Annotated in this window: 18 protein-coding genes and 1 pseudogene; 11 read left to right on the forward strand and 8 right to left on the reverse strand. The window is 61.9% G+C overall.

Annotation, left to right across the window (positions count from 1 at the left end):
* The first annotated feature begins 214 nt into the window (after nt 1–214).
* Nucleotides 215–3,601 carry a DEAD/DEAH box helicase gene (locus tag ACEXP3_RS08890; protein WP_377296925.1) on the forward strand — a complete coding sequence of 1,129 codons (3,387 nt, stop codon included), beginning with the start codon at nt 215–217 and terminating at the stop codon, nt 3,599–3,601.
* 47 nt (nt 3,602–3,648) lie between these two features.
* Here the strand turns inward: ACEXP3_RS08890 and ACEXP3_RS08895 are convergent.
* Together ACEXP3_RS08895 and ACEXP3_RS08900 are read right to left on the reverse strand one after the other, a co-directional pair.
* Nucleotides 3,649–4,223 (reverse strand): annotated as a pseudogene (locus ACEXP3_RS08895) (cysteine hydrolase family protein); the annotation flags it as partial.
* 361 nt (nt 4,224–4,584) lie between these two features.
* The gene (locus ACEXP3_RS08900) at nt 4,585–4,779 is read right to left on the reverse strand and encodes a hypothetical protein (protein ID WP_377296927.1); all 195 of its coding nucleotides are present in this window, start codon (nt 4,777–4,779) and stop codon (nt 4,585–4,587) included.
* A gap of 45 nt (nt 4,780–4,824) precedes the next feature.
* Here ACEXP3_RS08900 and ACEXP3_RS08905 point away from each other — a divergent pair, with 45 nt between their 5' ends.
* The 5 genes from ACEXP3_RS08905 (at nt 4,825) to ACEXP3_RS08925 (ending at nt 11,820) form a co-directional block, all read left to right on the forward strand.
* The gene (locus ACEXP3_RS08905) at nt 4,825–6,879 is read left to right on the forward strand and encodes a hydantoinase/oxoprolinase family protein (RefSeq protein ID WP_377296928.1); all 2,055 of its coding nucleotides are present in this window, start codon (nt 4,825–4,827) and stop codon (nt 6,877–6,879) included.
* Between the two features lies 1 nt (nt 6,880).
* Complete coding sequence (locus tag ACEXP3_RS08910) at nt 6,881–8,647, forward strand: hydantoinase B/oxoprolinase family protein (RefSeq protein WP_377296929.1); 1,767 nt, start codon at nt 6,881–6,883, stop codon at nt 8,645–8,647.
* Nucleotides 8,648–8,788: 141 nt separating this feature from the next.
* Nucleotides 8,789–10,099, forward strand: coding sequence for a histidinol dehydrogenase (hisD, locus tag ACEXP3_RS08915; RefSeq protein WP_377296930.1), 1,311 nt, complete (start codon nt 8,789–8,791; stop codon nt 10,097–10,099).
* Nucleotides 10,100–10,103: 4 nt separating this feature from the next.
* Nucleotides 10,104–10,868, forward strand: coding sequence for an SDR family NAD(P)-dependent oxidoreductase (locus tag ACEXP3_RS08920; RefSeq protein WP_377296931.1), 765 nt, complete (start codon nt 10,104–10,106; stop codon nt 10,866–10,868).
* Nucleotides 10,869–10,887: 19 nt separating this feature from the next.
* Complete coding sequence (locus tag ACEXP3_RS08925; RefSeq protein ID WP_377296932.1) at nt 10,888–11,820, forward strand: 3-hydroxyacyl-CoA dehydrogenase; 933 nt, start codon at nt 10,888–10,890, stop codon at nt 11,818–11,820.
* Nucleotides 11,821–11,901: 81 nt separating this feature from the next.
* On the opposite strand, the gene ACEXP3_RS08930 is transcribed toward ACEXP3_RS08925, so the two are convergent.
* The 6 genes from ACEXP3_RS08930 to ACEXP3_RS08955 form a co-directional block, all read right to left on the reverse strand.
* Complete coding sequence (locus ACEXP3_RS08930; RefSeq protein WP_210106948.1) at nt 11,902–12,930, reverse strand: LacI family DNA-binding transcriptional regulator; 1,029 nt, start codon at nt 12,928–12,930, stop codon at nt 11,902–11,904.
* A gap of 273 nt (nt 12,931–13,203) precedes the next feature.
* Nucleotides 13,204–13,935: an SDR family NAD(P)-dependent oxidoreductase gene (locus tag ACEXP3_RS08935; protein WP_377296933.1), complete on the reverse strand. Its 732-nt coding sequence runs from the start codon at nt 13,933–13,935 to the stop codon at nt 13,204–13,206.
* A gap of 10 nt (nt 13,936–13,945) precedes the next feature.
* Entirely contained in the window at nt 13,946–14,869 is a 924-nt protein-coding gene (locus tag ACEXP3_RS08940; protein WP_377296934.1) for an NAD-dependent epimerase/dehydratase family protein, read from the reverse strand.
* An 8-nt stretch (nt 14,870–14,877) separates the two neighbouring features.
* Complete coding sequence (locus ACEXP3_RS08945; RefSeq protein ID WP_377296935.1) at nt 14,878–15,852, reverse strand: ABC transporter permease; 975 nt, start codon at nt 15,850–15,852, stop codon at nt 14,878–14,880.
* A 7-nt stretch (nt 15,853–15,859) separates the two neighbouring features.
* On the reverse strand, nt 15,860–17,434 hold the full coding sequence (locus tag ACEXP3_RS08950; protein ID WP_377296936.1) for a sugar ABC transporter ATP-binding protein: 1,575 nt from the start codon (nt 17,432–17,434) through the stop codon (nt 15,860–15,862).
* A gap of 5 nt (nt 17,435–17,439) precedes the next feature.
* On the reverse strand, nt 17,440–18,561 hold the full coding sequence (locus ACEXP3_RS08955; protein ID WP_377296937.1) for a sugar ABC transporter substrate-binding protein: 1,122 nt from the start codon (nt 18,559–18,561) through the stop codon (nt 17,440–17,442).
* Nucleotides 18,562–18,843: 282 nt separating this feature from the next.
* On the opposite strand from ACEXP3_RS08955, the gene ACEXP3_RS08960 reads away from it, so the two are divergent.
* The 5 genes from ACEXP3_RS08960 (at nt 18,844) to ACEXP3_RS08980 (ending at nt 24,388) form a co-directional block, all read left to right on the forward strand.
* Nucleotides 18,844–19,911 carry an LLM class flavin-dependent oxidoreductase gene (locus ACEXP3_RS08960; protein ID WP_377296938.1) on the forward strand — a complete coding sequence of 356 codons (1,068 nt, stop codon included), beginning with the start codon at nt 18,844–18,846 and terminating at the stop codon, nt 19,909–19,911.
* Between the two features lie 190 nt (nt 19,912–20,101).
* Nucleotides 20,102–21,112 (forward strand): TRAP transporter substrate-binding protein, encoded by a 1,011-nt coding sequence (locus tag ACEXP3_RS08965; RefSeq protein ID WP_377296939.1) that lies wholly within the window; start codon nt 20,102–20,104, stop codon nt 21,110–21,112.
* On the forward strand, nt 21,112–21,597 hold the full coding sequence (locus ACEXP3_RS08970) for a TRAP transporter small permease (protein ID WP_377296940.1): 486 nt from the start codon (nt 21,112–21,114) through the stop codon (nt 21,595–21,597). Before ACEXP3_RS08965 ends, ACEXP3_RS08970 begins: the two co-directional genes overlap by 1 nt.
* An 88-nt stretch (nt 21,598–21,685) precedes the next feature.
* Nucleotides 21,686–22,966 (forward strand): TRAP transporter large permease, encoded by a 1,281-nt coding sequence (locus ACEXP3_RS08975; RefSeq protein WP_377296941.1) that lies wholly within the window; start codon nt 21,686–21,688, stop codon nt 22,964–22,966.
* A 9-nt stretch (nt 22,967–22,975) separates the two neighbouring features.
* Nucleotides 22,976–24,388 (forward strand): MmgE/PrpD family protein, encoded by a 1,413-nt coding sequence (locus ACEXP3_RS08980; protein WP_377296942.1) that lies wholly within the window; start codon nt 22,976–22,978, stop codon nt 24,386–24,388.
* Nucleotides 24,389–24,854 lie beyond the last annotated feature (466 nt).

Below are 24,854 nucleotides of genomic sequence, written 5' to 3' on the forward strand. Positions count from 1 at the left end.
AATGGATAGGTGTTGCTTGGTTACCCAAGGACTGGTGCGGGATCCGGCTGCCGAACGGAGGTGACACAGTGGGACGAGCGCTGTTTCCTTAAGGTAAGGAAAAACAGCAGTTCAATTTTATGCAGTGCCGGCAGTTCAAGGCTCCAAGCGGTGGTCTGCTCCAACCCGTTGCCACTGGGGCAAGGGAACACAACGCTAACCAAGTCGTTCTTGCATGCCGGCATTTCCCGGCGGTAATCGGCGGCTTGATGTGCGTAAAATAAATGACGAAGGTGGGGAGGCTGCGGCGCCTCGTTCTGAAAGCCTCCAGGTAAAGAAGGCGAGATACCCCGCCGGTTTGCTTGCGTCGCGGTTGGCTGCAGCGTTGAAAGAAGCGCAACAGCCGACATGTTATGTGGCGCTTAGCGAAAGTGCGGCTGACGAAATCGCAGCTTCGGTCGGTGCCCTCTTTCCGGATATCCCACTCCTTGTCCTGCCGCCCTGGGACTGTCTCCCCTACGACCGGGTGCCACCGTCTCCGCATTGCATGGGCCGACGCATGGATGCGTTGCGCATCTGGAGGGAACCCGGCGGCCCGCCTAAACTCCTCGTCACCTCCCTTGAAGCGATGCTGCAACGTGTTCCGCCGGCGGCGGTCATCGAGGAGAGCACGTTCGATCTGGCGGCGGGCCAGCGGTTTGACCGCGAGGCTTTCTCGCAATTCGTCCGGCAGACCGGTTACATCGAGGAAGGTGTGGCAGACGATCCCGGCGAGGTGGTGGTGCGCGATGGCGTGATAGACATCTACCCTGCGGGCGCGCCGGGCCCGATGCGGATTGTCGTCTCGGAGAAGGATGAGGTCGAGGACCTGCGGGGCTTCGATCGCGTCTCCCAGCGCACGGAAAGCTTTCTGGAGCGGGTCAGTCTAGGTCCGGCCACGGAAGCCATCTCAACGAATGCCGATCTAAACGTAGCGGCTCCGACGTCCGGGACAATGGAACATGTCCTGTGCCGCCTCTATGAGAACATGCCGAGCGTCCCGGAGGTCTTGGGCGATGCGATCATACATCTGGCCCCGGGCGCTGAAACACGCGTTGAGCGTTATCTCGACATCATCGAAGATGCGCGGCAAGCCCGTACGCGCCTTGGTGAGACCGACACCGGCTCCGCGCGGTCATTCTACTTGAACCGTACGGAATGGGATCGATACGCTGAGGGCATGAAGGCAAACGGCCTTAATCTCGAGCAGGAGGACAGTCAGCACATCGAAGCCTTGGCTTTGGGTTTTGGCAAGTCGGTGGCGCGACTGGTTCAGGAGGGCGTGAAGCAGGGGCAAAAAATCGTCCTCACCGGGACGGGCAAAAGCTTGGAAGCCCTGTCTCGACGGCTTGCAAAGGCAGCCGGGACGACCGTCCAGCCCATCGACACCTGGGAGGCGGCGATCTCGGCCGAGGCCGGAAGCCTCCTCAAACTGCCATGCGCGCTGGAGCAGGGCTTTGTCGACAAACGGAACAACATTGTCGTCGTCGCGGCCCAGCAAACAAGCGGGACGAACAGCGCCCGCCTGCTCCTTGCGGAGCCGGAGCTGCAGATCGGCGATGTCGTGGTTCACGAAGAGCACGGTGTCGGCGTTCTGAAAGACCTGCAGAGCCTCGACATAAACGGCGTGCCCCACGACGCAGCGCGCCTCGACTATCGCGACGGCGGATCGCTTCTCGTACCGATGGAAGATTTCGGCAAATTGTGGCGCTATGGATCCGAGGCACAGACCGTCACGCTGGATCGGCTCCACACCGAGGCCTGGGAGAAAAAGCGCGAGAAAATTGCCCGCGATATTCAATCGACAGCCCGGCACCTGGGAAGGATTGCCAGGCAGAGAGAGGCTTCGCAGGCTGACACCTTCGCGCCGCCGCGAGCGACATACACCGCGTTTACGCGACGTTTCCCCTATGCGGAAACGGCAGATCAGACCGAAGCCATTGATGCCGTGCTCTCGGATCTTTCTTCCGGTCGCCCGATGAACCGTCTCATCTGCGGAGATGTCGGCTTCGGCAAAACCGAGATCGCCTTGCGGGCGGCAGCGGCCGTTGCCCTTGCCGGAGGGCAGGTCGTCGTGATCGCGCCGACCACCGTTCTCGCCCGTCAGCACTTTGCCACCTTCGAGCAACGTTTTGCGGGCTCCGGTGTTTCAGTCGGCATGCTGTCGCGGCTCGTCACGGCTTCCGAGGCAAAGCAGCTCAAGGCAGAACTGGCCGAAGGCAGCCTTGGCATCGTCGTCGCGACCCAGGCGATCCTGGCCAAAGACGTGCGTTTTGCCCGCCTTGCCCTTCTCATCGTCGATGAAGAACACCGCTTCGGACTGCGACAAAAGCAGGCGATGACCAAGCTTGCCCCCTCTCTGCATGTGCTTGCCATGTCGGCGACGCCCATCCCCCGGACACTGCAATCGGCGATGGTCGGGATCCAGGAGGTCAGTCTGCTGACGACACCGCCGCGTCGGCGTCTGCCGGTCCGCACCACGCTTTCGACCTTCGACAACGCTTCCGTCCGCATCGCGCTGATGCGCGAGTTCAGGCGCGGCGGACAAAGCTTTGTCGTCGTGCCGCGCATCGAGGACATCGCAGCGGTCGAGGCGCGACTGCGCAAGATCGTTCCGGAGCTGACGATCCGGGTTGCGCATGGAAAGATGCCCGCAGCGGCCATGGATGAAGCGGTGGTGTCTTTCGCGGCGGGCGACGGCGATATCCTGCTGGCCACCAACATCATCGAAAACGGCCTCGACGTTCCCCGGGCGAACACCATATTCGTCTGGCACGCGGACCTGTTTGGACTGGCGCAGCTTCATCAATTGCGCGGGCGGGTCGGGCGCTCTGGCACGCAAGGTGCAGCAACCTTCCTGACGGACGAGAACATGGCATTGTCCGAGGAAGCGCAGCTGCGGCTATCGACGCTGGTCGAAAACGATCGGCTCGGCTCAGGCCTGTCCATCAGCATGCGCGATTTTGACCTGCGCGGCGGAGGCGACCTCGCCGGCGAGCATCAGGCCGGGCACATCAAGGCCATCGGCATTGGTCTTTATCAGACGCTGCTGGCGGAGGCGGTCGCAAAGCTGCGCAAGCCGGTTCAGGACAAGCCGATGCAGGCTATGAAGGAGCGGACAGTCCTGAACTTCGGAATTTCAGGCGGGATACCGGCAAACTATGTGTCCGATCCGGCGGTTCGGCTTCATCTATACGCCAGACTGGGCCGAGCTTCCGCGCCGAAATCGCTGGAGGATCTGGAAGAGGAATTCGAAGACCGCTTCGGCGAGCCGCCGCAGGACGTAAAACTGCTCCTCAGAAGAACCCGCCTGCAGCTTGCTGCCGCACGGCTCGGCATCGCCAAACTGGAGGCCGGGCCAAAAGCGATAGCTGTCACGTTTCGGGAAAAAGCGCCTCTCCGCTCCTGGGCGGCCTTTGCAAAAGCAGAAGGTGCGGTTTTGGAAAAGAACCGCCTGCTGTTCGAAGCCAGCCGAGCGGCGGGTGACGAGCCGCTCGAATTCTTCGAGAAAATGGTCGTGAGCGCACAGAAAATGTCGAAACGCGGTGTCAAAAGAGGGGCCGGAAACGAAAGGGAGGACTGACGCAGCGTGAGGGTGGCGCCAAGTCCAGACCTGAAACACAACGCTGACACTGCCCGTAGCAACTGCTCCGTCTGCAGGAACTTGACCTGCACCGAAAATCGATCAGCCAGCACCTCCAGAGAAGCGTCATGGGTCTGGTCGGCGCCGCTGCAAACGGCGTCCTTGAGGAGGACGACCCGGTAACCCAGGTCGATGGCACCAAGTGCCGCGGCGAGAACGCAGGCATCGGTTTCTCCTCCCGACAGGACGAGTGTATCCACTCCCTCCCCTGCCAGAAGGCGATGAAGGTCGCCTGTGGACCAAGGCGAATAGGTCATCTTGTCCACGATCCTTGCGGGCGGCACCTTCGCCTTCAGGGACGGGAGGAGGTCAACCATCTCCGGCCCGAGCCGGTCGAGCGTCATCCCCTCCATTTTTCATACTAGCGCCGCCATGTGCCGGACATGTCCGCAGCCTGCCTCGGCGGCACAAAGCGCGTAACGATCGTCCGCCGTGCGTGGCGCCCGACGACCTCCTGGATTTGAGGCGCCACCTGCTGCATCCACGGCACATGCCAGGGCGTTTGCTCGGCAAACATGCGCTGCATGTCGATGCAAAGGTGGATCCAATTGTCGTCGGCCATCCTGAATTCCATGACTACCCCACCGTACGACCCCGTCGAGGTTCCCGCAGGGAGATGGCAGAACCGCCTGCGCACAGCACCCTCATGCCTGGTCGAACGGCGTGACCGGCAGACGGCGCTTGTGGTCGCTGCCATGGTAGAATGTCAGGACGCGCTCCTGGGCCCTCGAGGCGGAGAGTGACGGGGCAACGGAGTGATGCCGTAGGGCCCATGCTTTTCTAAGGAACGAACAGGTCGAGCCTATTCGAGGATGACCGGAAACAACAGGCGATAGGGAACCTGTAGGAGTTTCAGCCGAAATCTGCTTTGGGGCGCAGCAGGCGGACAAGCCTGTTCGGCGCGATGCGGACGCCGTGGATCTTCACGCGCTCATCAGCGCCTTCTGCTTTTGCGTCCCGATCTTAGACAGAACGTCGTCCGGCAAAAATCCTGACTGTTTGGTGGACGCGGCCGCCTGCCCCCCCCCGGAAATGCTCAAAAGAAAATCGGCGCCATCGCCGATAAAAAATCTTGCGCCTTCGTCCGATGCCCTCTTATAGTCCTTTTGCATGCGCATTCATTTCGTCTCGCTTCGCATGCCATCAACAAGAAGGGGTAAATCATGAGACTGGGAGTCGATGTCGGAGGAACCTTTACGGATCTTCTTCTTCACGATGATGCCACCCGCCGCACCTATCAGGCCAAGACGCCCTCCACGCCCGAGGACCAGTCGATCGGTGTTGCTGCCGGCGTGAAGCTGATCTGCGAGAAGGCGGGCATTTCTCCCGCCGATCTTTCGCTCATCCTCCACGGCACCACCGTCGCAACCAACGCTGTTCTCGAAGGAAAAGGCGCCCGTGTAGGCCTGCTGGTCACCGAGGGCTTCGAATACACGCTGCATCTGGCAAAGTCCTGGACGCCGGGTCCGCTGTTCGGCTGGATCGTGATGGACAAGCCCGATCCGCTGGCCTCGCTTGCCGACACGCGCGGTATTCCCGAGCGGATGAATGCCCAGGGCGAAGTGGTTCGGCCGCTCGATCGCGAGAAGGCCACCGCTCTCATCGACGATCTCTGCTCGTCGGGCATCGAGGCACTCACGATCTCTCTTATGCATTCGTATGCAAACGCGGAACACGAGCGGATCCTTGCTTCGATCGTGCGCGAGCGCTACCCGGATATTCCCGTTTCGGTATCGTCCGATATCCTGCCCGAGTTCCGCGAATATGACCGTGCCATCACCACGGTGATGAATGACTACGTGCGCCCGATCATGAAGCGCTATCTGTCGCAGATCGAGGCGCGCCTGAAGGACATCGGTGTCACCGCACGCCTTCACATCGTTCGGTCCGATGGCGGCCTGATGAGTGCCCAGGCGGCCTCCGATCGGCCGGTCCATACCGTACTCTCCGGTCCGGCAGGCGGCGTCACCTCGACCGTGATGGTGTCGCGCCGCTCCGGCATCCGCAAGCTGCTGGCCTTCGACATGGGTGGCACGTCGACCGACGTTGCCGTGATCCTCGATGGTCAGCCGACGATTTCCCGCTCGACAGAGGTCGGCTCGTTCCCGGCCAAGGTCCCGACGCTCGACGTCCGCTCGGTCGGTGCAGGCGGCGGTTCGATCGCCGAAGTCTCCGAACTGACCAAATCGCTGCGGGTCGGACCGCGCAGCGCCGGCGCCCGCCCGGGGCCGGTCGCTTACAGCCGTGGCGGCACGGAACCGACCGTCAGCGACGCCAATGTCGTTCTCGGATATCTGCCGCCGGTGCTACTCGGCGGGGACATGAAACTCGACGTCGAGGGCGCGCGTGCATCGGTCGCGAAGATCGGCGACAGGATCGGCCTTTCCCCGGAAGATGCCGCCCAGGGCATCATCGATATCGCCAACGAGGTGATGCTGGGGGCGCTGCGCGTCATCACCGTTCAGCGCGGGCTCGATCCGCGCGATTTCGGCATCCTCGGCTTCGGTGGTGCCGGCCCCCTGCATGCCAATGCAATGGCTGAACTGCTCGGATGCTATCCGGTCGTTATTCCCGGCAATCCCGGGGTTCTCTCGGCCCTCGGCTTCCTTGAGTCCGAGTTCAAGAACGAATTCGTGCAGACCTTCATCCGTTCCACCCGCGAACTCGACGCCAACGACGTTTGGTCGCGCTTCGAACAACTGGAGGCAAAGGCGAAGGCCTGGCTTGACGAAGAGCATGTGCCGGCGTCCGACCGCAAGCTGACCTTCTCGGTTGACCTGCGTTACGAACAGCAGGGTTTCGAAGTCACCATCGATATCGACGGCGACACTCTTGCCAGCAAGGGCGCCCTCAAGCCTGTCTTCGACAAGTTCCATGAAACGCATGAGCGGCTCTATGGCGTTCGCTTCCATGTCCCGGTTGAACTGGTGGCACTTCGCGTCGTGGCGACCGGCGCGACCCTTCCGGTCGAGGAAACCGCGCCGGCTGCTGCCAGCGCGGATGGCGGGGCGCTGATCGAGACACGGCCCAGCTATTTCAAGGGCCAGTGGATCGACACGCCGAATTATGACCGCTCCAAGCTGACCATGGGCGAAAAAATCCCGGGGCCGGCGATCATCCGCCAATACGATACGACGACCGTGCTGCTGCCCGACCACTATGCCGAGGTCGACCCGCACGGCAACCTCCTGATCTGGCCGAACGCGAAGGGGAACTGAGATGAGCAAAGTTGATCCCATCACCCTCGATATCATCGAGAATGCCCTGAAGAACGCCCGCTTCGAGATGGATGGCGTCGTGGTGCGCATTGCGCTGTCGCCCGTCATTCGCGAGCAGCACGACGAATTCCCGATGATCTGCGATGCCAAGGGCCGCATGGTCGTCGGGCAGTTCGGCTCCTATATCCCGGCGATCGTGGAGCAGTTCGAAGGCGACCTGAACGAAGGCGACGTCTTCGTCTGGAACGACCCCTATGCCTGCAAGGGCTCGATTTCGCACAACAATGACTGGTGCGTGATGATGCCGATCTTCCACGAGGGCATCCTTGTGGGCTTTTCGTCGATCTTCGGCCATATGGTCGATGTCGGCGGCAAGGTGCCGGGCTCCATGCCGTTCGACGCGCGCACCATCTGGGAGGAAGGCCTGCGCATTCCGCCGGTGCGCATCTACGACAAGGGCAAGCTGAACGAGGGCGTGCTGAGCATCATGCTCAACAACACCCGCACGCCCGACATGAACCGGGCCGACCTCATGGCGCTGATCGCCGGCTGCCGTACGGCCGCCACGCGCGTGCGCGAGTTGTGCGACCGCTTCGGCCGCGAGACCTACATGTCGGCATGCGACATGCTGCTCGATCGGACCCGCGAAGCCATGAAGGTGTTGATCGACAAGTATATTTCGGAAGAGCCGGTGTCCTTCACCGACTATGTCGATGACGATGGCGTCGGCAACGGGCCGTTTAAAATGACGCTTTCGATCTACCGGAAGGGCGACAAGGCCGTCTTCGACTGGACGGGAACGGACGACCAGGCGGAAGGTCCGATCAATTTCCATATCCACGAAGGTCTCTGCAAGCTGTTCTTCGGCGTGTACATGATCATGGCCTTCGACCCGTCGATCCTGTTCAACGAGGGGTTCTACGATCTGTTCGAGGTGGTGCTTCCGGAGGGAAGCCTGCTCAATCCGCGCTTCCCGGCAGCCCTTTCGAACCGACTCAACACCCATACGCGGTTCTTCGATTGCCAGGCCGGCGCTCTCGGACAGCGTGCGCCGCATCTCTCCATGGCCGCCGGTTACGGCACCAGCCCGCACTTCATCTTCACGGGCCATGACAAGGACAACAAGTACTTCCAGTTGATGGAGCTTCTGTTCGGCGGCGTGCCGGGACGTCCCCGCGGCGATGGTCTTGACGGGCATGCCTGGTGGCCGCTCTTTTCGGCAACGCCGATCGAATACATCGAGAACTATTATCCGGTTCTCGTCGAGAGCTATCGGCCGATCCGTGATTCCGGCGGTGCAGGCCTCAACCGTGGCGGCGCCGGCATTGCCAAGACCTATCGCCTCCTGGAATCCGGCAAGGTTTCCATCCACGACGACCGCGAAGTGGTGCCGCCATGGGGCATCAATGGCGGCCTGTTCGGCGGCACCTCCAGCAAATGGCTGCTGCGCAAGGGCAGCGAGACGCCCGAACGCATTCCCTCCAAGATCGACAATCTTCAGGTCAACGAAGGCGATGTGATCGTGTTCAATACCGCTGGGTCCGGCGGGTGGGGCGATCCGCTGGATCGTCCGCCGGAAAGTGTGGCGCGCGATGTCCGCTATGACCTCGTCTCTGCAGAAAAGGCGCACAATGACTATGGCGTCGTCTTGAGTGCCGCCGGCACCGTGGATGAAAGTGCAACCGCAGCGCTGCGCGCCGACATGAAGCGCGACAGGGGTGCACCGAAGCCCTTCAACTTCGGATACTTGCCCGAAGCCGCGGAATAACAGGAAGCGCAAACAGGGTCCCCTTCGACGGACTTCGATGGGGACCTTCCAGCAACGGGCGTGGAAGCCGGGCTGAGGCCCGCCTTCTGCTTAGCCGCCCCCCACAGCATAAAATCATCGCAGACCGGAGAGAGCCCAGTCATGGCCGTTGACTATTTGAAGCGCGGAAAGCCCGAAGCCCAGCGGTCCGAGGACGACCACAAGGTGCGCAGCGTCGTGGAGGAAATCCTGAAGGATATCGAGGCGCGGGGCGACGCCGCGGTCCGCGAACTCTCGGAAAAATTCGACAAATACGCTCCGCCGTCCTTCAGGCTGTCCGAGAGCGAGATCGAGGCCCTGATGAACAAGGTCTCGCCCCGCGACATGGAGGACATCAAGTTCGCCCAGGCGCAGGTGCGCAATTTTGCCCAGGCCCAGCGCGATTCAATGCTCGACATCGAGGTCGAGACGCTGCCGGGCGTTATTCTGGGACACAAGAACATCCCGGTGCAGTCGGTCGGTTGCTACATTCCCGGCGGAAAGTTCCCGATGGTGGCGTCGGCCCATATGTCGGTCGCGACGGCGTCGGTCGCGGGCGTGCCGCGCATTGCGGCAGCAACTCCGGCCTTCAAGGGAGAGCCAAACCCGGCGGTGATTGCGGCCATGCATCTCGGCGGCGCGCACGAGATCTATGTGCTGGGCGGCATCCAGGCGATCGGTGCGATGGCGATCGGGACCGAGACCATCAAGCCCGTTCACATGCTGGTCGGCCCGGGCAATGCCTTCGTCGCCGAAGCCAAGCGGCAGCTCTACGGTCGCGTCGGCATCGACCTTTTCGCCGGCCCGACGGAGACGATGGTGATTGCCGACGAAACCGTCGATGCGGAAATGTGCGCGACGGACCTGCTGGGACAGGCCGAACACGGATATAATTCTCCGGCCGTCCTCATCACCAATTCGCGCAAGCTCGCCACCGAGACGCTGGCCGAAATAGACCGGCTGCTGACCATCCTGCCCACGGCCGACACGGCATCGAAGAGCTGGGCGGATTACGGCGAGGTCATCGTCTGCGATACCTATGAGGAAATGCTGGATGTCGCCAATGACATCGCGTCCGAACATGTCCAGGTCATGACCGACCGGGACGACTGGTTCCTGGAGAAGATGCATTCCTACGGGGCGCTCTTCCTCGGGCCGCGGACGAATGTGGCCAATGGCGACAAGGTGATCGGCACCAACCATACCCTGCCCACCAAGAAGGCCGGACGCTATACCGGCGGGCTGTGGGTCGGAAAGTATCTCAAGACGCATTCCTACCAGAAGGTGCTCACCGACGAGGCCGCCGCCAGCATCGGCGAATATTGCTCGCGACTTTGCATCCTCGAAGGCTTTGTCGGTCATGCCGAACAGGCCAATATCCGTGTTCGCCGCTATGGCGGCCGCAACATTCCCTATGGTCAGGCGGCAGAGTAAGGCGATGGAGCTTCCCCGCACGCCCTCCTTCCGGCTGGATGGCAAGCGCGCGCTGGTGGCCGGCGCCTCGTCGGGCATCGGCCTGGCTGCGGCGGTCGCGTTTGCGCAAGCGGGCGCGCATGTGGCGCTTGCAGCCCGCTCCGCCGACAGGCTTTCAGCGGCGGTCGACAGTCTGATGCGTGCCGGCCTTTCGGCCGAGGCGCTGGTCTTTGATGTAAAGGACGTCGAGGCCATCGAGACCACGATCGCCAGCCATGCGCCGTTCGACATCCTGGTCAACAGCGCAGGGCTTGCACGGCACGGCCCTGCCCTCGATACCACGCCTGAGGACTTCGATGCCGTTGTCGGCCTTAATCTGCGCGGCGCCTACTTCCTCACCCGCGCGGTGGCGCGCAGCCTGGTTGCGGCGGAAAAGCCGGGATCGCTGATCAATATCTCCTCGCAGATGGCCCATGTCGGCGGCATTGACCGGGCCGTCTACAGCGCGACGAAGCATGCCGTGGAGGGTTTTACCAAATCCATGGCGATCGAGTGGGGCAAGCATGGCATCCGGGTCAATACAATCTGCCCGACATTCATCCGCACGCCGCTGACGGAGCAGACCTTCTCCAATCCGGACCGGGTGGCGTGGATCGGGGACAAGATCAAGCTCGGCCGTATCGGTGAGGTCGAGGACATCATGGGTCCCGTCGTCTTTCTCGCATCGGATGCGGCCGCAATGATCACAGGCTCGGCCTTGATGGTGGACGGTGGCTGGACTGCGGACTGATATGGGAGGTGAAATGACAATGAGCGGACATATAGCAATCGTCGGAGCCGGGCTTGTCGGCGCGGGCTGGGCCATCGTCTTTGCGCGAAGCGGTCATCAGGTCAAAGTGTTCGACACCAGCGAGTCCATTCGCTCGCGCCTGCCGGATCATCTGAAGGCGTCGCTGGAGGCGATGGCGGCGTATGAACTCGTATCCGGCGTCGATGACATCATGCATCGTATCACGGTCTGCGCCAGTCTGGCCGATGCCGTCACCGGCGCGGACTACGTCCAGGAATCGGTGATCGAGCGCGTGGACCTGAAGCGGGAGGTGTCCGCTGAAATCGACCACCACCTCGCGCAGACCGCCGTGGTGGGCAGTTCCACCTCCGGGCTGCCGGCCTCGTCCTTCACCGAGGACTGCCGCAACCGCGAGCGCTTTGTGGTCGCCCATCCGGTCAATCCGCCGCATCTCGTCCCAGTGGTGGAGATCTGCCCGGCACCCTGGACCGCGCCTGCGACCGTGGAAAAGACGCGCGACCTGATGCAGTCGGTCGGGCAGGCGCCGGTCGTCGTTACCCGCGAAATTCCCGGCTTCATCCTGAACCGCCTGCAGGGTGCCTTGCTGGACGAGGCGTGGTCGCTGTTCGACCAGGGCTATGCGACGGCAGAGGACATCGACAAGACGATCAAGCATGGGCTGGGGCTGCGCTGGTCCTTCATGGGACCGTTCGAGACCATCGATCTGAACGCGCCCACGGGCATCGACGATTATGCGCGCCGGCTTGGTCCCATGTATGTGGAACTGGCAGGCGGCCGCCGTCCGGCCGGTCCCTGGAGCGACGATGCCGTGCGTCGCGCAACCGAGGAGCGCCGCGCAAGGCTGCCGCAGGATCAGATCGATGCACGCCGCGCCTGGCGTGACGAAAGGCTGATGGCACTCGTGGCGAGCCAGAAGAAGTTGGAATCCTGAAGCGCCGCGCCTCGTCAATCAGGTGTTTCGGATGACTTGAGAGGCCGGGCTTCGCCACAGTGCGCAGCCTGGCCGCCATCTTTAGGACGCAGCTTCCGGAACCGTGGATCGCCAGACCAGTTGACCGGCCAGCGGCAAGTCGCGGCCGAGTTCGTGGGGCCGGCGCGGTTCATCGAGATGCAGGAGGCTCAACGTTTCCTGCACCATTTCGGCAAGCGGCTGCTGCACCGTGGTGAGCTTGTAGGGTTCGCGACCCGCTTCCGGAATGCCGTCAAAGCCTGCGACCATGACATCTTCGGGCACGCGCAGGCCGTGATGGCCGCGCAGCGCATCGATCGCCCCCATCGCCATGATATCGGCGATGCCGAACACGGCGTCGGGCATCGGCTTTCCGGTTGCCATATGTGCGTCGATGGCGGCCATGCCGCCTTCGTAGCTCGAGCCGCCGGGGCATTCGACAATGGCGTCGCGCCGGATGCCCGCTTCCAGCAACCGTTCGAGGAAGCCGCGCACGCGGTCCTGACTGGTGGAGCCGTTCGGATCGCCGGTTACCATCATGAAGGACTTGGCGCCCGCCTGCAGCAAGACCTCGGCGATCATCCGCCCGCCGGCCACATTGTCACAGCGCACGCCATAGACGCCGCTATGGGGAACGTAGCGGTTGAACAGCACGACGGGAATACCGCGGTCGTGGCACAGGTTGATCATGCGCGTTGACAGCTGCGCGGATGTCAGGATCACCGCCTCGACCTGATACTGCAGAACCCGCATGATCGCTTCATCGGTGTGCATGTCTTCCGAAAGCGTGAAGGTCAGCGTCTGGCGCCCGCGCTTCTGGAGTTCCTGGCTGAACGTATGCAGCGTGCGCACGTAAAAGGGGTTTGCCAGCGTGCCCAGGATGACCGCGACGATCTTCGAACGGTTCTTCGTCAGGCTACTGGCAATCGAATTGGGAACGTAATTCAGCTTCCGCGCGGCCTCGATGATCTTCAGTCGCGTGCTCTCCCGGATGCTGGATCCCGGTGTAAAGGCGCGAGACACCGCCGACTGGGAAACACCAGCCAGTGCTGCGACATCAAAAGATGTCGCCCGGATCGTCTCTTCCGCCATTGCGTTGTCCCCGCATTCGTATTCAGACCCTGTTGCTATCCTAATATTAAAGGAACTGCAATTTTCCCGGCAACCGTCCTCCACAGCAGCATATCGCGGCGTGCTGACCCTCTTGTTCCGGGCTTAAGCACGGTAGACCCTGCCGATGGCTGAATGTGTATGCAGGCGATGCGGTTGTCGCGGACTGCAGCACGCCGCGCGACCGGATTGGTGAAACCCGAGCAACCGGCAGATTCGGTCACGTTCCGCCGATGACGGCGGGGCCGAACGGCCTCAGGCGGCTGTCCAGCCGCCATCGACCGGCAAGACCGTGCCGGTCATGAAGCGAGCCGCGTCGCTCAGGAGGAAGCAGACGACATCGGCAACCTCATCCGGACGTCCGAACCGTTCCATCGCATGCCGCAGCCGTGATTTTTCCCGCTCCGCACTGCTTGCGGAGGCAAAGGCGCGCTCCATCATCGGCGTCTCTATCGCACCGGGCGCCACGGCATTGACCCGGATACCATCGCCCGCATGATCGATGGCAAGGCTACGGCACATGGAATTGATCGCACCCTTGGAGGTCGCATAGGCAATGCAGCCACGACCGCCGGAGAGCGAAAGCTGCGAGGAGCAGAGCACGACGGAGGCACCTTCGGCCTGCTGCAGATTGGGTAGCAGGGCTTTCACGGCATTGGCGGTGCCGATGACGTTGATCGCCAGCACCCTTTCCCAGTCATGGCTCTCGACTGCATCGATGCCGCCAATCAACTCGATGCCGGCAAAGGTGGCCAGTCCGTCGAACCGCAGCCCGGCGCGGCTGACCTCATCCCGGATGGCCACAAGGCGGCCGCCATCCCGGACGTCGCCGGAGTGACGGGCAACACGGGGATCGAGCGCATCGGAAAAGGATAGATCAACGCCGATCACCGTGGCCCCGCGTGCTGCCAGTGCGTTTGCGGTCGCAAGGCCCAATCCGCTTCCCGCGCCGGTAACCATGATCGTACGACCTTCAAAACTGTTCATCGGCGACACCTCAGTAAGGGTTTTCCTGAAGCCAGGATACGTAAGCGCGAAGCCCTTCGGGGAAGGAAATTTCAGGTTTCCAGCCGAGATCGCGGGCGGCGGCGTTCAACAGCATCTTTCCCTGCTGGTCGGCACCGGGCAGGAGGCCCGGGCCGATCTGCGCCCGGATCGTCGGCAACTGGCGTGCGACGAGATCGAAAATATCGCCGACCGTGACGGTCTCGCTGCCGTTGATATTGTAGGCGGCAGCGGTTGGGGCCACCGCATCGAGCGCCGCATGGATCGCCGAGACGACGTCATCGACATGCACGAACTGCAGGCGCTGCTGCGCGCCCGCTTCCAGTTGCAAGGGCTCGCCTTTGGCCGATCGGACCAGCGGCTGGATGATCGCATCGGTGACGCGGCCGGGACCATAGACCCAGCCGATCCTCAGAGCGATGGCGCTGAGCCCACGTTCGCGTACGAAGCTCTGCAGCACCAGATCGGAGGCTGCCTTGCTGGTGCCGTAGAAGGTTGATGCGGAAAGGCGCACGCTTTCGTCCACCAGTTCGAATTCCGGGGTATCGCCATAGGCGGATACCGAGGACAGGCTGACGAACCGGCGCAGCTTGAGATCGGAGGCCAGCGAGAGCAGCTGCGCGGTTCCCCGCACATTGATATCGATGACTTCAGCGGCATTGTCCTGCAGCAGCATCGGTCCGGAGATACCGCCGCAATGCACGATGCTCTCGCAGCCTTCCGCCACCACAGGAGCGTGGCGCGTGATATCGCGGACATCCGCCACGTAGAACGGGCAACCCAAGTCGCTGCCCCGCGGCGAGACGACGTCCGTTGCAATGACCTTCCGGCCGGCCTTCAGCAGCGCGGCAACTACGCGACGGCCGATGAAACCTGTCGCTCCCGTCACGAAGACGGCTTTACTCTTTGGAGCCATAGGTTTCCTCAGCCGATATCGGTTTCTTCGCGTCCGCGGGCGAACTGCGACACGGTGACGGCCAGAACCAGGGCGGCGCCATTGAAGACGGATGTCACCCAGAGCGGAATGCCGAGCATGGTAAGGCCCGTGATGCCGGTTGCGAGGAAGTAGACCGCGATGACCGCGCCCCAGGGATTGAACCGTCCCGGAATGATCGACGTCGCGCCCAGATAGGCGGCAGCGAAGGCCGGCAACAGGTAGTTCAGGCCGGAGAACGGATCGGCCGCGCCCAAAAGGCCGGCATAGACCACGCCGCCAAGCGCGGCGAGGAAGCCCGACGAAATCAGGCAGCCGACGCGGACACGCCCGACGTCGATGCCGGAGAGACGGGCGACCTCGCGGCTGCGTCCGACGAAAAGGATGCGGCGACCGAGCGGCGTGAACTCGAAGATGAGCCAGATGATGATAGCCAGCAGGATCACATAATAGAAGGCATAGGAAATGCCGAACAGGCGCCCGCGCGAGACGAGATTGATCAGGATCGGCGAGATGCCGCCAATCGTCGAGGAGTTCGTCATCCACTGCACGAGGCCGGTAATGATCGAGGTCGTGCCGAGCGTGACCACCAGCGAGGGGATGCGGACGTAGACGATGAAGAACGAATTCACCAATCCGACCAGGACACCGGCAAGCAAGGCGATCGGGATCACGAAGCCGATCGGAATCTGGTAGACGGCATTCAGGACGCCGATCGTGACGGCCGAAAGCGTGAGATTGGCGCCGACCGACAGGTCGTAATCCCCGGCCGTCAGCGGAATGATCAGCGCAAGCGCCAGCACGGCGCCGGGCGCCTGGGTGGCGAAGAGGATCGAGAAATTCGTCCAGCTGAGAAAGATGCCGGGGAGCGCGACGCTGAAGAAGGCAATGGTGAGAAGCCATACGCCGACCAGTGCGAAGCGCTCGATGCGACGTCCCAGCTTCTGCTTGTTCCAGAGTGGCATGTCAGCCTCAGTTGTGCTGTGAGTGGCCATAGCAAGCCTCCGCAATATGATCTTTGGTGATGTCGTCACCGACGAGTTCGCGCACCACACGCCCGCGGGCGAAGACAAGGACGCGCGTGCAAAGGTCGGCAAGCTGTTCAAAATCCGAGCTGGCGCAGATTACCGCGGCCCCCTCGGACGCCGCCTTGCGGATGACCTGGAACACCTGCTGGCGCGTTCCGACATCGACGCCTTGCGTCGGCTCGTCGAGCATCAGCAGCTTCGGCTCGCGGATCAGCCACTTCGCCAGCAGCACCTTCTGGGCATTGCCGCCGCTAAGCGAGCCCAGTTTCAGGCTGACATCGTTCGGCCGCACCTCGTATTCATGGGCAAGTTCGGTGGCCCGCCGGGCAATCTCTGCCCGCTTCAGGCCGAAGCGCCCCATGAATTTCTTAAGGTCGAGGATCAGCATGTTTTCCGCGACGCTGAGGCTGGCAATGCCGCTTGCCTTCGGCCGGTCGGCAGGCAGGAGAGCAATATTGCGCTTCACCGATCGCTTCGGTGTGCTGGTCGCAAGGTCGATCTTTTCATCGTCGAGAACCAGCGTGCCCGAACTGGTCGCGGTGGCGCCGAAGACGATATAGGGCACCTTCTCGTAGCCGGAGCCGATCAGGCCCGAAAGGCCGAGGATTTCGCCTTTCGCCACCGTGATTTCCTCGACGGAAATGCCCGGTTCGGAAATGTTCGTGACGATCGCGCGCGGCTCAAGCGAGGCCACGTCCGGACGGGCGGATGTCGTGCGGGTGATGCGCCGTCCGATGATGCCTTCGACGAAATCGTCATGGGAGGCGTCCCGGGTCACGAGCGAACCCGAGACGAGCCCGTCGCGCAGAATCGTCGCCCGATCGGTGATTTCCCGGACTTCATCGATATCGTGGGAGATGAAGATGACGCTGTCTCCCTGGGCCGCCACGCGGCGCACGAGTTCGAACAGGCGGTCGACCCCTTCGCGCGGCAGGAAGGGCGTCGGCTCATCCAGAATGAGAATGCCGCCGCCATGGTCGCTGCCGGTTGCGCGCAGATCATCCGACGCCCTGACGATCGCCAGGAGCGCGCGCTCGATCTGGGATATGTCTCCGGTTCGTGCGTCAAGGTCGAGCTGGATGCCGAAGCGATCCAGGGCCTGCTGGGCGGCAACCCGCTCGGCGCGCCAGTCGATCCTGCTTTTGCGCGCCGTGATCGACGCGACCCTCAGGTTTTCGAGCACCGAAAGGGACGGGACAAGCCCGAGATGCTGGTGCACGAAGGCCATCCGGTAATCGCGAAAGGCGCCCGCCTTCATCGGAAGGTCCAGCTGCCGGCCGTAGACAGAAATGGAGCCACCCGGATCCGGCGCATGAAAACCGGACATGATCTTCACGAAGGTGGATTTGCCCGACCCGTTCTGACCGAGCAGACCATGAACCTCCCCGGCCGATACCGTGAAGTCTATTCCTTTCAGCGCCCGGGCTCCGCCGAACGTCTTGGCGATCTGCGAGACCTGCAGCGCCGGAACCGCCGACGCTGCAGGGTCGCCACGCCCGGGAGGGACGTAGCCGATCATGCCGCTTACTTCACCATCCAGGTTTCGCGGAAGCCCTTCACATAGTCCTCGCCGTAGCCTTTGTTGGGTTCGGCCGGGACGCCGGCGGTTTTGACGTTGGACTGGTCGAAGATGTAGTAGGGAACGCCGATATCCTTGGGCATCGGCAGACCGGCGAGCTTGCGCATGTATCCGTCGATGGTCGAGCGGGCAATCCAGTCGAGGCTTTCGCCGATGTCCATCTCGACCTTGCCGTCGCGGATGAAATCGAGCACGAACGGCGTGCCGTTCGACGTGGCGATCTTCACCGTGTCGCTCTTGCCGGTCAGTTCCACGGCCGGAACCACAAACTGGCTCATACTGTCATAGATGGGAATAACGTAGTTCGCAGTGGGCTTGGAGATCAGGGCCGACTGCACGGAGGGCTGGATCTTGGTGCCCCATTCGGTGATGCCGACATTTATTTCCTGCTGGATCGTGCATTTCGGGCAGTTCTTCTGCAGCGCGTCCCGAATGCCCTGCACCAGCGGGGCGGTCGGCGGCACTTCGTCGGATTTCACCACGATCGCATGGGCGTTGCCGCCGGTCTTGTAGATCATCCAGTTGCCGAGCAGCCAACCCTGCCCATAGAAGCTGACCGGCAGGTCGCCTTCCAGCAGCTTGTTGGCCGGCTGCGACGGATCGTAGAAGTGCGAGGTGAACACCTTGACGCCGGCATCCTTGGCGGCCTGCAGCTGCGGCTCGACCACGGCGGGGTTCACGCCGGAAATCAGGTCAACGATATCGAACTTGTTCTGGATGGCATATTCGATGCCCTGCACCCACTGGGACGGCTGCCCCTGGTTTTCCCATTCGCGGACCTCAAGGCCGATTTCCTTACCGACCGCAATCTCGCGGGCGATGATGCCCTTCAGGAACTGATTGGAACTGGTGTTCGGGATGGAGAGCATCTTCTTGCCCTTGGCGACGGCCTGAATGTCGAAGGCCTCGCCGGCGGGCTTGTATTGCGGTGCCTTGCGATGCTGCTCGACGATTTCGGTGGCGCGGGCGAGGCCCTCAGAAGCCTGGTCGGCATGCGCCTGCCCGCCGATAAACGCTGCCCAGGAGACAGCAGCAAGGATGGTGCTGGACTTGAAAAATGCGCGCATCGACGTTCCCCTTCAATGCTTATGGATGTGAGTAGCTGCGTTTTCGCATGCGTATTCATTTCATCTTTCTGCCGCTTCGTGAATTTGTCAATGGGCTGTTTACGATTCGTCAAGTTCCCGAATTGCGCCGCTAATCCCAACGAAAACAATAGGCTGGCGACAAAACCACCCTTGATTGCGATGTACTGCCTTCGAAATTTATCGCATGGGGAGCTGGCACGGGTTGACAGACAGGCCCAATCGAGAAACCATGAATACGTATTCTTTTCCTGGGGGATCGTTATGGGCAATTACTTGCAGCTCGGCCTTTTCATGCCCAGTACGACCGGCAGTCTCATCATTGCCAAGGGCACGCCGCCGCAGAGCGAAGCCACCTGGGAGTTGAATCGTGATGTCAGCCTCGCCGCCGAGGCGGCCGGTATGGAATTCCTGCTGTCCCAGGTGAAGTGGCGCGGTTACGGCGGCGAATCCGGTCACTGGGATGGCGCGCTGGAATCCTTCACCCTGATGGCCGCCATTGCTGCGGTCACCAGCCGGATCAAGCTCATCGGTTCCGTCGCGGTGCGCACGATGAACCCGGCGGTGGTTGCCAAGATGGCTGCGACCGTGAGTGACGTCAGCGCCGGGCGCTTCGTCGTGAACATCGTCGCCGGCTGGAACAAGTTCGAATATGCCCAGATGGGTCTGTGGAGCGACGACGATTACTATCTGAACCGCTATGAATATGCCGACGAGTTCCTGCACATCCTGAAGCGGCTATGGTCGGAAGAAAGCGTCACCTTCAAGGGGAAACACTTCCAGCTGGAAGACTGCAGATCCTTTCCGAAGCCACGGCAGATGCCGGAAATCGTCTGTGCCGGACAGTCGGAAGGCGCCCTCGCCTTCGTGGCCAAGGAGGCCGACTACTCCTTTATCGGGCGGATGAACGACAGCGCCGAACAGCTGGGACAGGTCGCCGCCAAGATTTCGAAGCTGGCTGAGCCCCATGGCCGCAGCGTGCACTCGCTGACGCTCCTCAACGTCATCGCCGCTCCAACGGATGCCGAGGCGCAGGCCGAGAAAGCCTTCTACCTGGAGAATCGTGACGAGGTGGCGATCAAGGAATGGATGCGCGTGTCGGGAATGGACAAGAACCGCATCGACTACCTGCATCTCGATCCGGAACCCGCGACCTTCATGTCGGTGCCCTACATTGTCGGCTCGTATGAGAAGGTGGCAGCCCATCTGGATGCGCTGGCGGTCAATGGCATAACCGGCGTCTGCCTCGCCTTCCCGGACTTCGCGTCGGACGTGCCGGATTTCATCGCCAATGTCATGCCATTGATGAAGTCCCGCCAGCGCGCGGAATAGGTTTTCAACCGATCGCTCATGGGGAAGCGGTGGAGCGGAAAAGACCGGCAGCACTATGGCAGATTATTTTTTGCATAGGCATGCAAAGCGACTGCGCCAGCCTGCCAAAGACTGGAAACTATCAAAAGAATATGGGGAACCCGCGCCTTCAATCAAAAGATGAAGCCGCATTCAAAAAAGGGGAAGCAGCATGAAAATTAGTCTTAAGGTAGCGAGGGCAGTGCTTGCGGCGGCGCTGGCGACGGCGCTCTCGGCATCCGCTCTGCAGGCAGCCACGTTGCGCCTTGGCTCCGGGTTCGGCGACAAGCACTCCTCGACCATTGCCCTTCGTGACGTCTTCGGACCGGAGGTCGAGAAGCGGACCGAGGGACGTTACGCTGTCAAGATCTTCGCCAACAGCGAACTCGGGCAGGCGTCCGAAATGATCAACCAGGCCCAGAGTGGCATCAATTTCGGCGTCTACGTCTCTTCCGCCTTCTTCAACGCACAAGTGCCGCAGATCGGCGTCACCAATCTGCCGTTCCTGTTTCCCGATCGGGAGACCGCCTTCAAGGTCATCGATGGCCCTGTCGGGCAGAAGATCACCGCCATGTTCGATGCCAAGGGCCTCTCCGTCCTCGGCGTCATGGAGCTCGGTTTCCGCAACATCACCAACAGCAAGCACGCCATCAAGGAACCGAAGGATCTCGCCGGCCTTAAGATTCGCCTGCAGAACAATCCCGTCCATATCGCGACGTTCCAGTTGCTGGGTGCAAGTCCGACATCCATCGATGCCAGCGAGATGTATTCGGCTCTGAGCCAGGGCGTCGCCGACGGCCAGGAAAATCCCTATGCCGTCATCAACAGCTTTCAGCTCTATGACGCCAAGCAGAAATTCATGACCAACACCGGTCATTTCTTCGACGTCATCGTCTTTGCCGTCAGCAAGTCGGCGCTGGAGCGCATGTCGCCGGCCGACCAGGCAGCCGTTCGCGAAGCCGCAAGACTGGCAACCGCCGAGCAGCGCCGCCTTGCCGCCCAGATGGATGCCGACAATCTGAAGCAGATTCTTACCCATCAGGTCGAATTCACCGAACTCACCGACGACCAGAGAGCGAAGTTCCGCGAGGCAACGGCACCGGTCTACAGCAAGGTGCGCGACACGATTGGCGCCGGCATCTTCGATGAATTCACCGCAGCCGTCAGCGCGGCCAAACCGTGATGGGGCGCATCCTGTCCCTCCTGGACCGAGCGGTGGAGGCGGCGATCGTCTGCCTCATGGCCGTTGTCGTTTTGACCGTGGCGAGTGATGTCGTCTCTCGCTACCTGCTCGGCGGATCGTTGATTTTCGCAAACGAACTCAGCAGGATGTGCTTCATCTGGGTGTGCTTCCTGGGCATGCCGATCGGCATTTCCAAAGGTTTGCACGTGGCGATCACCACCCTCGAGGCGCGGCTTACGCCGACCTGGCAGAGCGCAATGTTCCGCCTCGGCCTGGTGTTCATGCTGGTTCTCATGGTCGTCGTCATCTGGGGGGCGATCGTCAGCATCGGCGCACGCTCGGCAGAACAGTTGAATACCATTCCGGTCACCGCGGCCTGGTTCTACGTTCCGGTCGCGATCGGAGCCGGTCTCTCCATTCTCCACATCATCGCGCAGTTCATCGAAGGCCGCCGCGTCGTCCGCGAGGCCATCGAGACAGTCTGACGCCAACGGTCGGCAAACATAAGCGCGCCTGCCTCGCCCAAGCGTCAACCGGGCGGGGCCGGGCTGTCGGTTGCCCTGGAGCCTCATCATGAGCATTCTCATCTGCCTGCTGTTTTTCGCCTTCTGCATTCTGAGCATTCCGCTTGCCTTCTCGTTTGGCCTCGCGGGTCTTGTCGGCGTCATCATGTCCGATCTGCCGATCGAGGTAATCGCCACGCGCATGATGTATTCGATCAATTCCTTTCCCCTGCTGGCCATCCCGTTTTTCATGTTCGCCGGCGAACTGATGGTACGCGGCGGCATCGTGACGCTCGGGATCGAATTTGCCGACACGATCATCGGCCGCGTCCGTGGCGGGCTTGGCCAGGTCACCATCCTCTCCGCGCTCGGCCTTGCGTCGGTATCCGGGACCGCGGTTGCCGATGCGGCAGCCTTGGGCTCGGCGCTCCTCAAACCGCTCGGCCAGAGCTACGGCACGCGCTTCGGCGCCGCCCTGATTGCCGGCGCCAGCAATCTCGGTCCGATCCTGCCGCCAAGCACCGCGATGATCGTCTATGCCTCGATTGCAGGTCCCGGCATCTCGGTGCCGGCGCTGTTTCTCGGCGGGGTGCTGCCGGCCGTCCTGATCGCCGGGGGCATGTCGCTCTATGTCTACTTTGCCGCCCGCATGCGCGGCTTTCCGCTTCGCGGCGAGGCCTTCTCGATGAGCCGCGTGGTCAGGCAGGGCATCAAGACGCTGCCGGTATTCTTCCTGCCCATCATCGTGATCGGCGGCATCGTCGGAGGCGTTTTTACCGCGACCGAAGGTGGCGCCATCGCCGTCATCCTGGCCATGCTGCTGGGCTTCTTCTATACGCGCGAGCTGAAGGTTTCGGACCTCTGGCCATGCCTGCTGGGCGCCGGCCTCACGACCGCTTCGGTGACGGTCATCATCGCCTTTGCCTCCACCATGACCTTCATCTTCTCGATCGACGGGCTGCCTGACCAACTGGCCGCCGGCTTGAAAGCGATAACGTCCAGCCCGCAGATGTTCCTGATACTCGTCTTCCTGCTGCTGGTCATCGTCGGCATGTTCATGGAATCGACGGCCGCCTATGTCATGCTGGTTCCGATCTTCGTACCCATCGCGGAAGCCTACGGCATCGACGGTGTGCATTTCGCACTCGTCTTCATTCTCACCCTGATTGTCGGGATGCTGACGCCGCCGGTTGGCGTGCTGCTCTTCGTGATGTGCGGGCTTTCGGGACTGAAGCTCGGCGAGATTGCTGAGGAGGTCTGGCCCTATATCCTCATCCAGTTCGGCGTGGTCGCCGCCGTACTGTTCTTCCCGGATGTCTTCCTGGCGCTGCCGCGCCTTGCCGGCTACTGAGGTCACAGCATGAGCAATGCCCTGAACGCCGCCACGGACCCGATGCCGCATCTCGTGCGGCATGTGGCAAACCTTGCCTTCGATGACCTGCCGCCGTCTGCAATTGCCTGTGCCAAGACCTTCATTCTCGATACCCTCGGCGTCGGCATCGCCGGCGCCAACGGCACAGGTGTCGGCAACCTGCGCAAACTCGCGCAAACCTGGGGCCGAGAGCCCGAAGCCACGGTCTGGGGGTCGGGAGAACGGCTGCCGGCAGCGTCCGCGGCCCTCGTCAATGGCTACCAGATCCACTCGCTGGAATATGATTGCGTTCACGAGCGGGCGGTCCTCCACCCGATGGCGGCCATCCTCTCCGCCGCCATCGCCTTTTCGGAGAGGCGCGTGGCCCATGGCGGTGCGCCCGTCGATGGCCGATCATTCATCGCAGCAATCGTCGCTGCGGTGGATCTGGCGACATTTCTCGGCTTTGCGGCCCGCGGATCGCTGCGCTTCTTCCGGCCTTCGACGGCCGGTGGCTTCGGCGCTGCGGCGACAATTGCCAAACTGTCCGGCTTTGATGAGCATCAGGTCGCCAATGCACTGGGAATCCAGTATTCGCAGGCCTCCGGAACCATGCAGGCGCATGTCGAGGGCTCGCCCTGCCTTGCCCTGCAGGTCGGCTTCGCTGGCCGGGCCGGGCTCGTCAGCGCCGATCTGGCAGGCGCCGGCTTCGAGGGCCCGAGGGACATCCTGACGGGCCGGCACGGCTATTTCAGGCTGTTCGAAAACGACCGCTTTGCAATCGACGGCGAAATCGAGCGCATCGGCCGCGACTATCAGGTCGAAGAACTGGCGCACAAGCCGTTCCCCAGCGGCAGGCTCACCCACGGCACCATCGACGCGCTGATGCAGTTGCAGAGCCGTCATGGCTTCAAGGCTGAAGATATGGCGAGCCTCGAATGTTTCGTGCCGCCGGTGGTTGCACGGCAGGTCGGCCGACCGGACATTGCAACGCCCGACCCGAACTACGCAAAACTCTGCATTCCTTTCGTGGCGGCGACCTTTCTGCGGCATGGTCGCGTGGATGTCGGCGAGTTTCTCGGCGCCGAGATGTTGAACGATCCCATAACGCACGCGCTGGCAGGCAGGGTGGCGGTGACAGAGGACGATAATCCGGACCTCAATGCCATGAACCCGCAACGCTTTGTGCTGACCCTCAAGAACGGCGACCGCCACGAACTGACCCTCAACCACGTTCTCGGCCATCCCAAAGCGCCTCTCACGGCCGCGCAGAATGTCGAAAAGTTCATGCGCAACTGGGCCACCAATCCGGCTCTGGCCACTGCGGACGGAGAATGGCTGGCTGAGACCATCGCCCAGCTTGAAACGGTCAAGGATATCACGGACATCACGCGTCTGATGGTGCCGGCCGACCTGCGCTGACAGCGCCCTCGCCGCACGCTTCTGCGCTCCTCCAATCCTTGCGTGGGCCTGAAAAGGCCCGCGTCATGATCCTTCGATCACGGCCATTCCTACGTTTCACCGATTGCAACCAAACGGCAATGCATAGGAATTCATTCTAACATCAAATAATTGTTGATATGACGATGCTCAAAATAGCGCGTCCGAGGAAACCGCTGGACAAAAGTGATCTAGCCGGACAAGGCCATGGCGGCTTCGCGGGCGCATCTTGCCGAAAACTTGAAGAATTCGCGGTGAGTTATGCTCGCCTTCTTTTTCATTTCTTAATCGGGCCGCGAATTGATCGGGTCAGACAAAGCACGGTCAAGACGGGCAAAACACCCGTAGATCTCCGTCACAAAATTCTTGCATGCGCATGCAAATTGGCTATAGTCACGACAAAAGAGCTTACGCACTGTGTGGCGTGCGCCTTGACGGCTTCGTGAGA

The organism is Neorhizobium fuzhouense, assembly GCF_042611105.1.
Classification (GTDB): Bacteria; Pseudomonadota; Alphaproteobacteria; order Rhizobiales; family Rhizobiaceae; genus Neorhizobium; species Neorhizobium galegae_A.

Excerpts from the sequence above, each read along its gene's own strand:
- ACEXP3_RS08930 (WP_210106948.1), bottom strand. The coding sequence starts at position 12,930 with ATGGCGGAAGAGACGATCCGGGCGACATCTTTTGATGTCGCAGCACTG.
- ACEXP3_RS08960 (WP_377296938.1), top strand. The coding sequence starts at position 18,844 with ATGGGCAATTACTTGCAGCTCGGCCTTTTCATGCCCAGTACGACCGGC.
- ACEXP3_RS08945 (WP_377296935.1), bottom strand. The coding sequence starts at position 15,852 with ATGCCACTCTGGAACAAGCAGAAGCTGGGACGTCGCATCGAGCGCTTC.
- ACEXP3_RS08890 (WP_377296925.1), top strand. The coding sequence starts at position 215 with ATGCCGGCATTTCCCGGCGGTAATCGGCGGCTTGATGTGCGTAAAATA.
- hisD (WP_377296930.1), top strand. The coding sequence starts at position 8,789 with ATGGCCGTTGACTATTTGAAGCGCGGAAAGCCCGAAGCCCAGCGGTCC.
- ACEXP3_RS08970 (WP_377296940.1), top strand. The coding sequence starts at position 21,112 with ATGGGGCGCATCCTGTCCCTCCTGGACCGAGCGGTGGAGGCGGCGATC.
- ACEXP3_RS08925 (WP_377296932.1), top strand. The coding sequence starts at position 10,888 with ATGAGCGGACATATAGCAATCGTCGGAGCCGGGCTTGTCGGCGCGGGC.
- ACEXP3_RS08910 (WP_377296929.1), top strand. The coding sequence starts at position 6,881 with ATGAGCAAAGTTGATCCCATCACCCTCGATATCATCGAGAATGCCCTG.
- ACEXP3_RS08900 (WP_377296927.1), bottom strand. The coding sequence starts at position 4,779 with ATGCGCATGCAAAAGGACTATAAGAGGGCATCGGACGAAGGCGCAAGA.
- ACEXP3_RS08905 (WP_377296928.1), top strand. The coding sequence starts at position 4,825 with ATGAGACTGGGAGTCGATGTCGGAGGAACCTTTACGGATCTTCTTCTT.
- ACEXP3_RS08940 (WP_377296934.1), bottom strand. The coding sequence starts at position 14,869 with ATGGCTCCAAAGAGTAAAGCCGTCTTCGTGACGGGAGCGACAGGTTTC.
- ACEXP3_RS08975 (WP_377296941.1), top strand. The coding sequence starts at position 21,686 with ATGAGCATTCTCATCTGCCTGCTGTTTTTCGCCTTCTGCATTCTGAGC.
- ACEXP3_RS08920 (WP_377296931.1), top strand. The coding sequence starts at position 10,104 with ATGGAGCTTCCCCGCACGCCCTCCTTCCGGCTGGATGGCAAGCGCGCG.
- ACEXP3_RS08965 (WP_377296939.1), top strand. The coding sequence starts at position 20,102 with ATGAAAATTAGTCTTAAGGTAGCGAGGGCAGTGCTTGCGGCGGCGCTG.
- ACEXP3_RS08955 (WP_377296937.1), bottom strand. The coding sequence starts at position 18,561 with ATGCGCGCATTTTTCAAGTCCAGCACCATCCTTGCTGCTGTCTCCTGG.
- ACEXP3_RS08980 (WP_377296942.1), top strand. The coding sequence starts at position 22,976 with ATGAGCAATGCCCTGAACGCCGCCACGGACCCGATGCCGCATCTCGTG.
- ACEXP3_RS08950 (WP_377296936.1), bottom strand. The coding sequence starts at position 17,434 with ATGATCGGCTACGTCCCTCCCGGGCGTGGCGACCCTGCAGCGTCGGCG.
- ACEXP3_RS08935 (WP_377296933.1), bottom strand. The coding sequence starts at position 13,935 with ATGAACAGTTTTGAAGGTCGTACGATCATGGTTACCGGCGCGGGAAGC.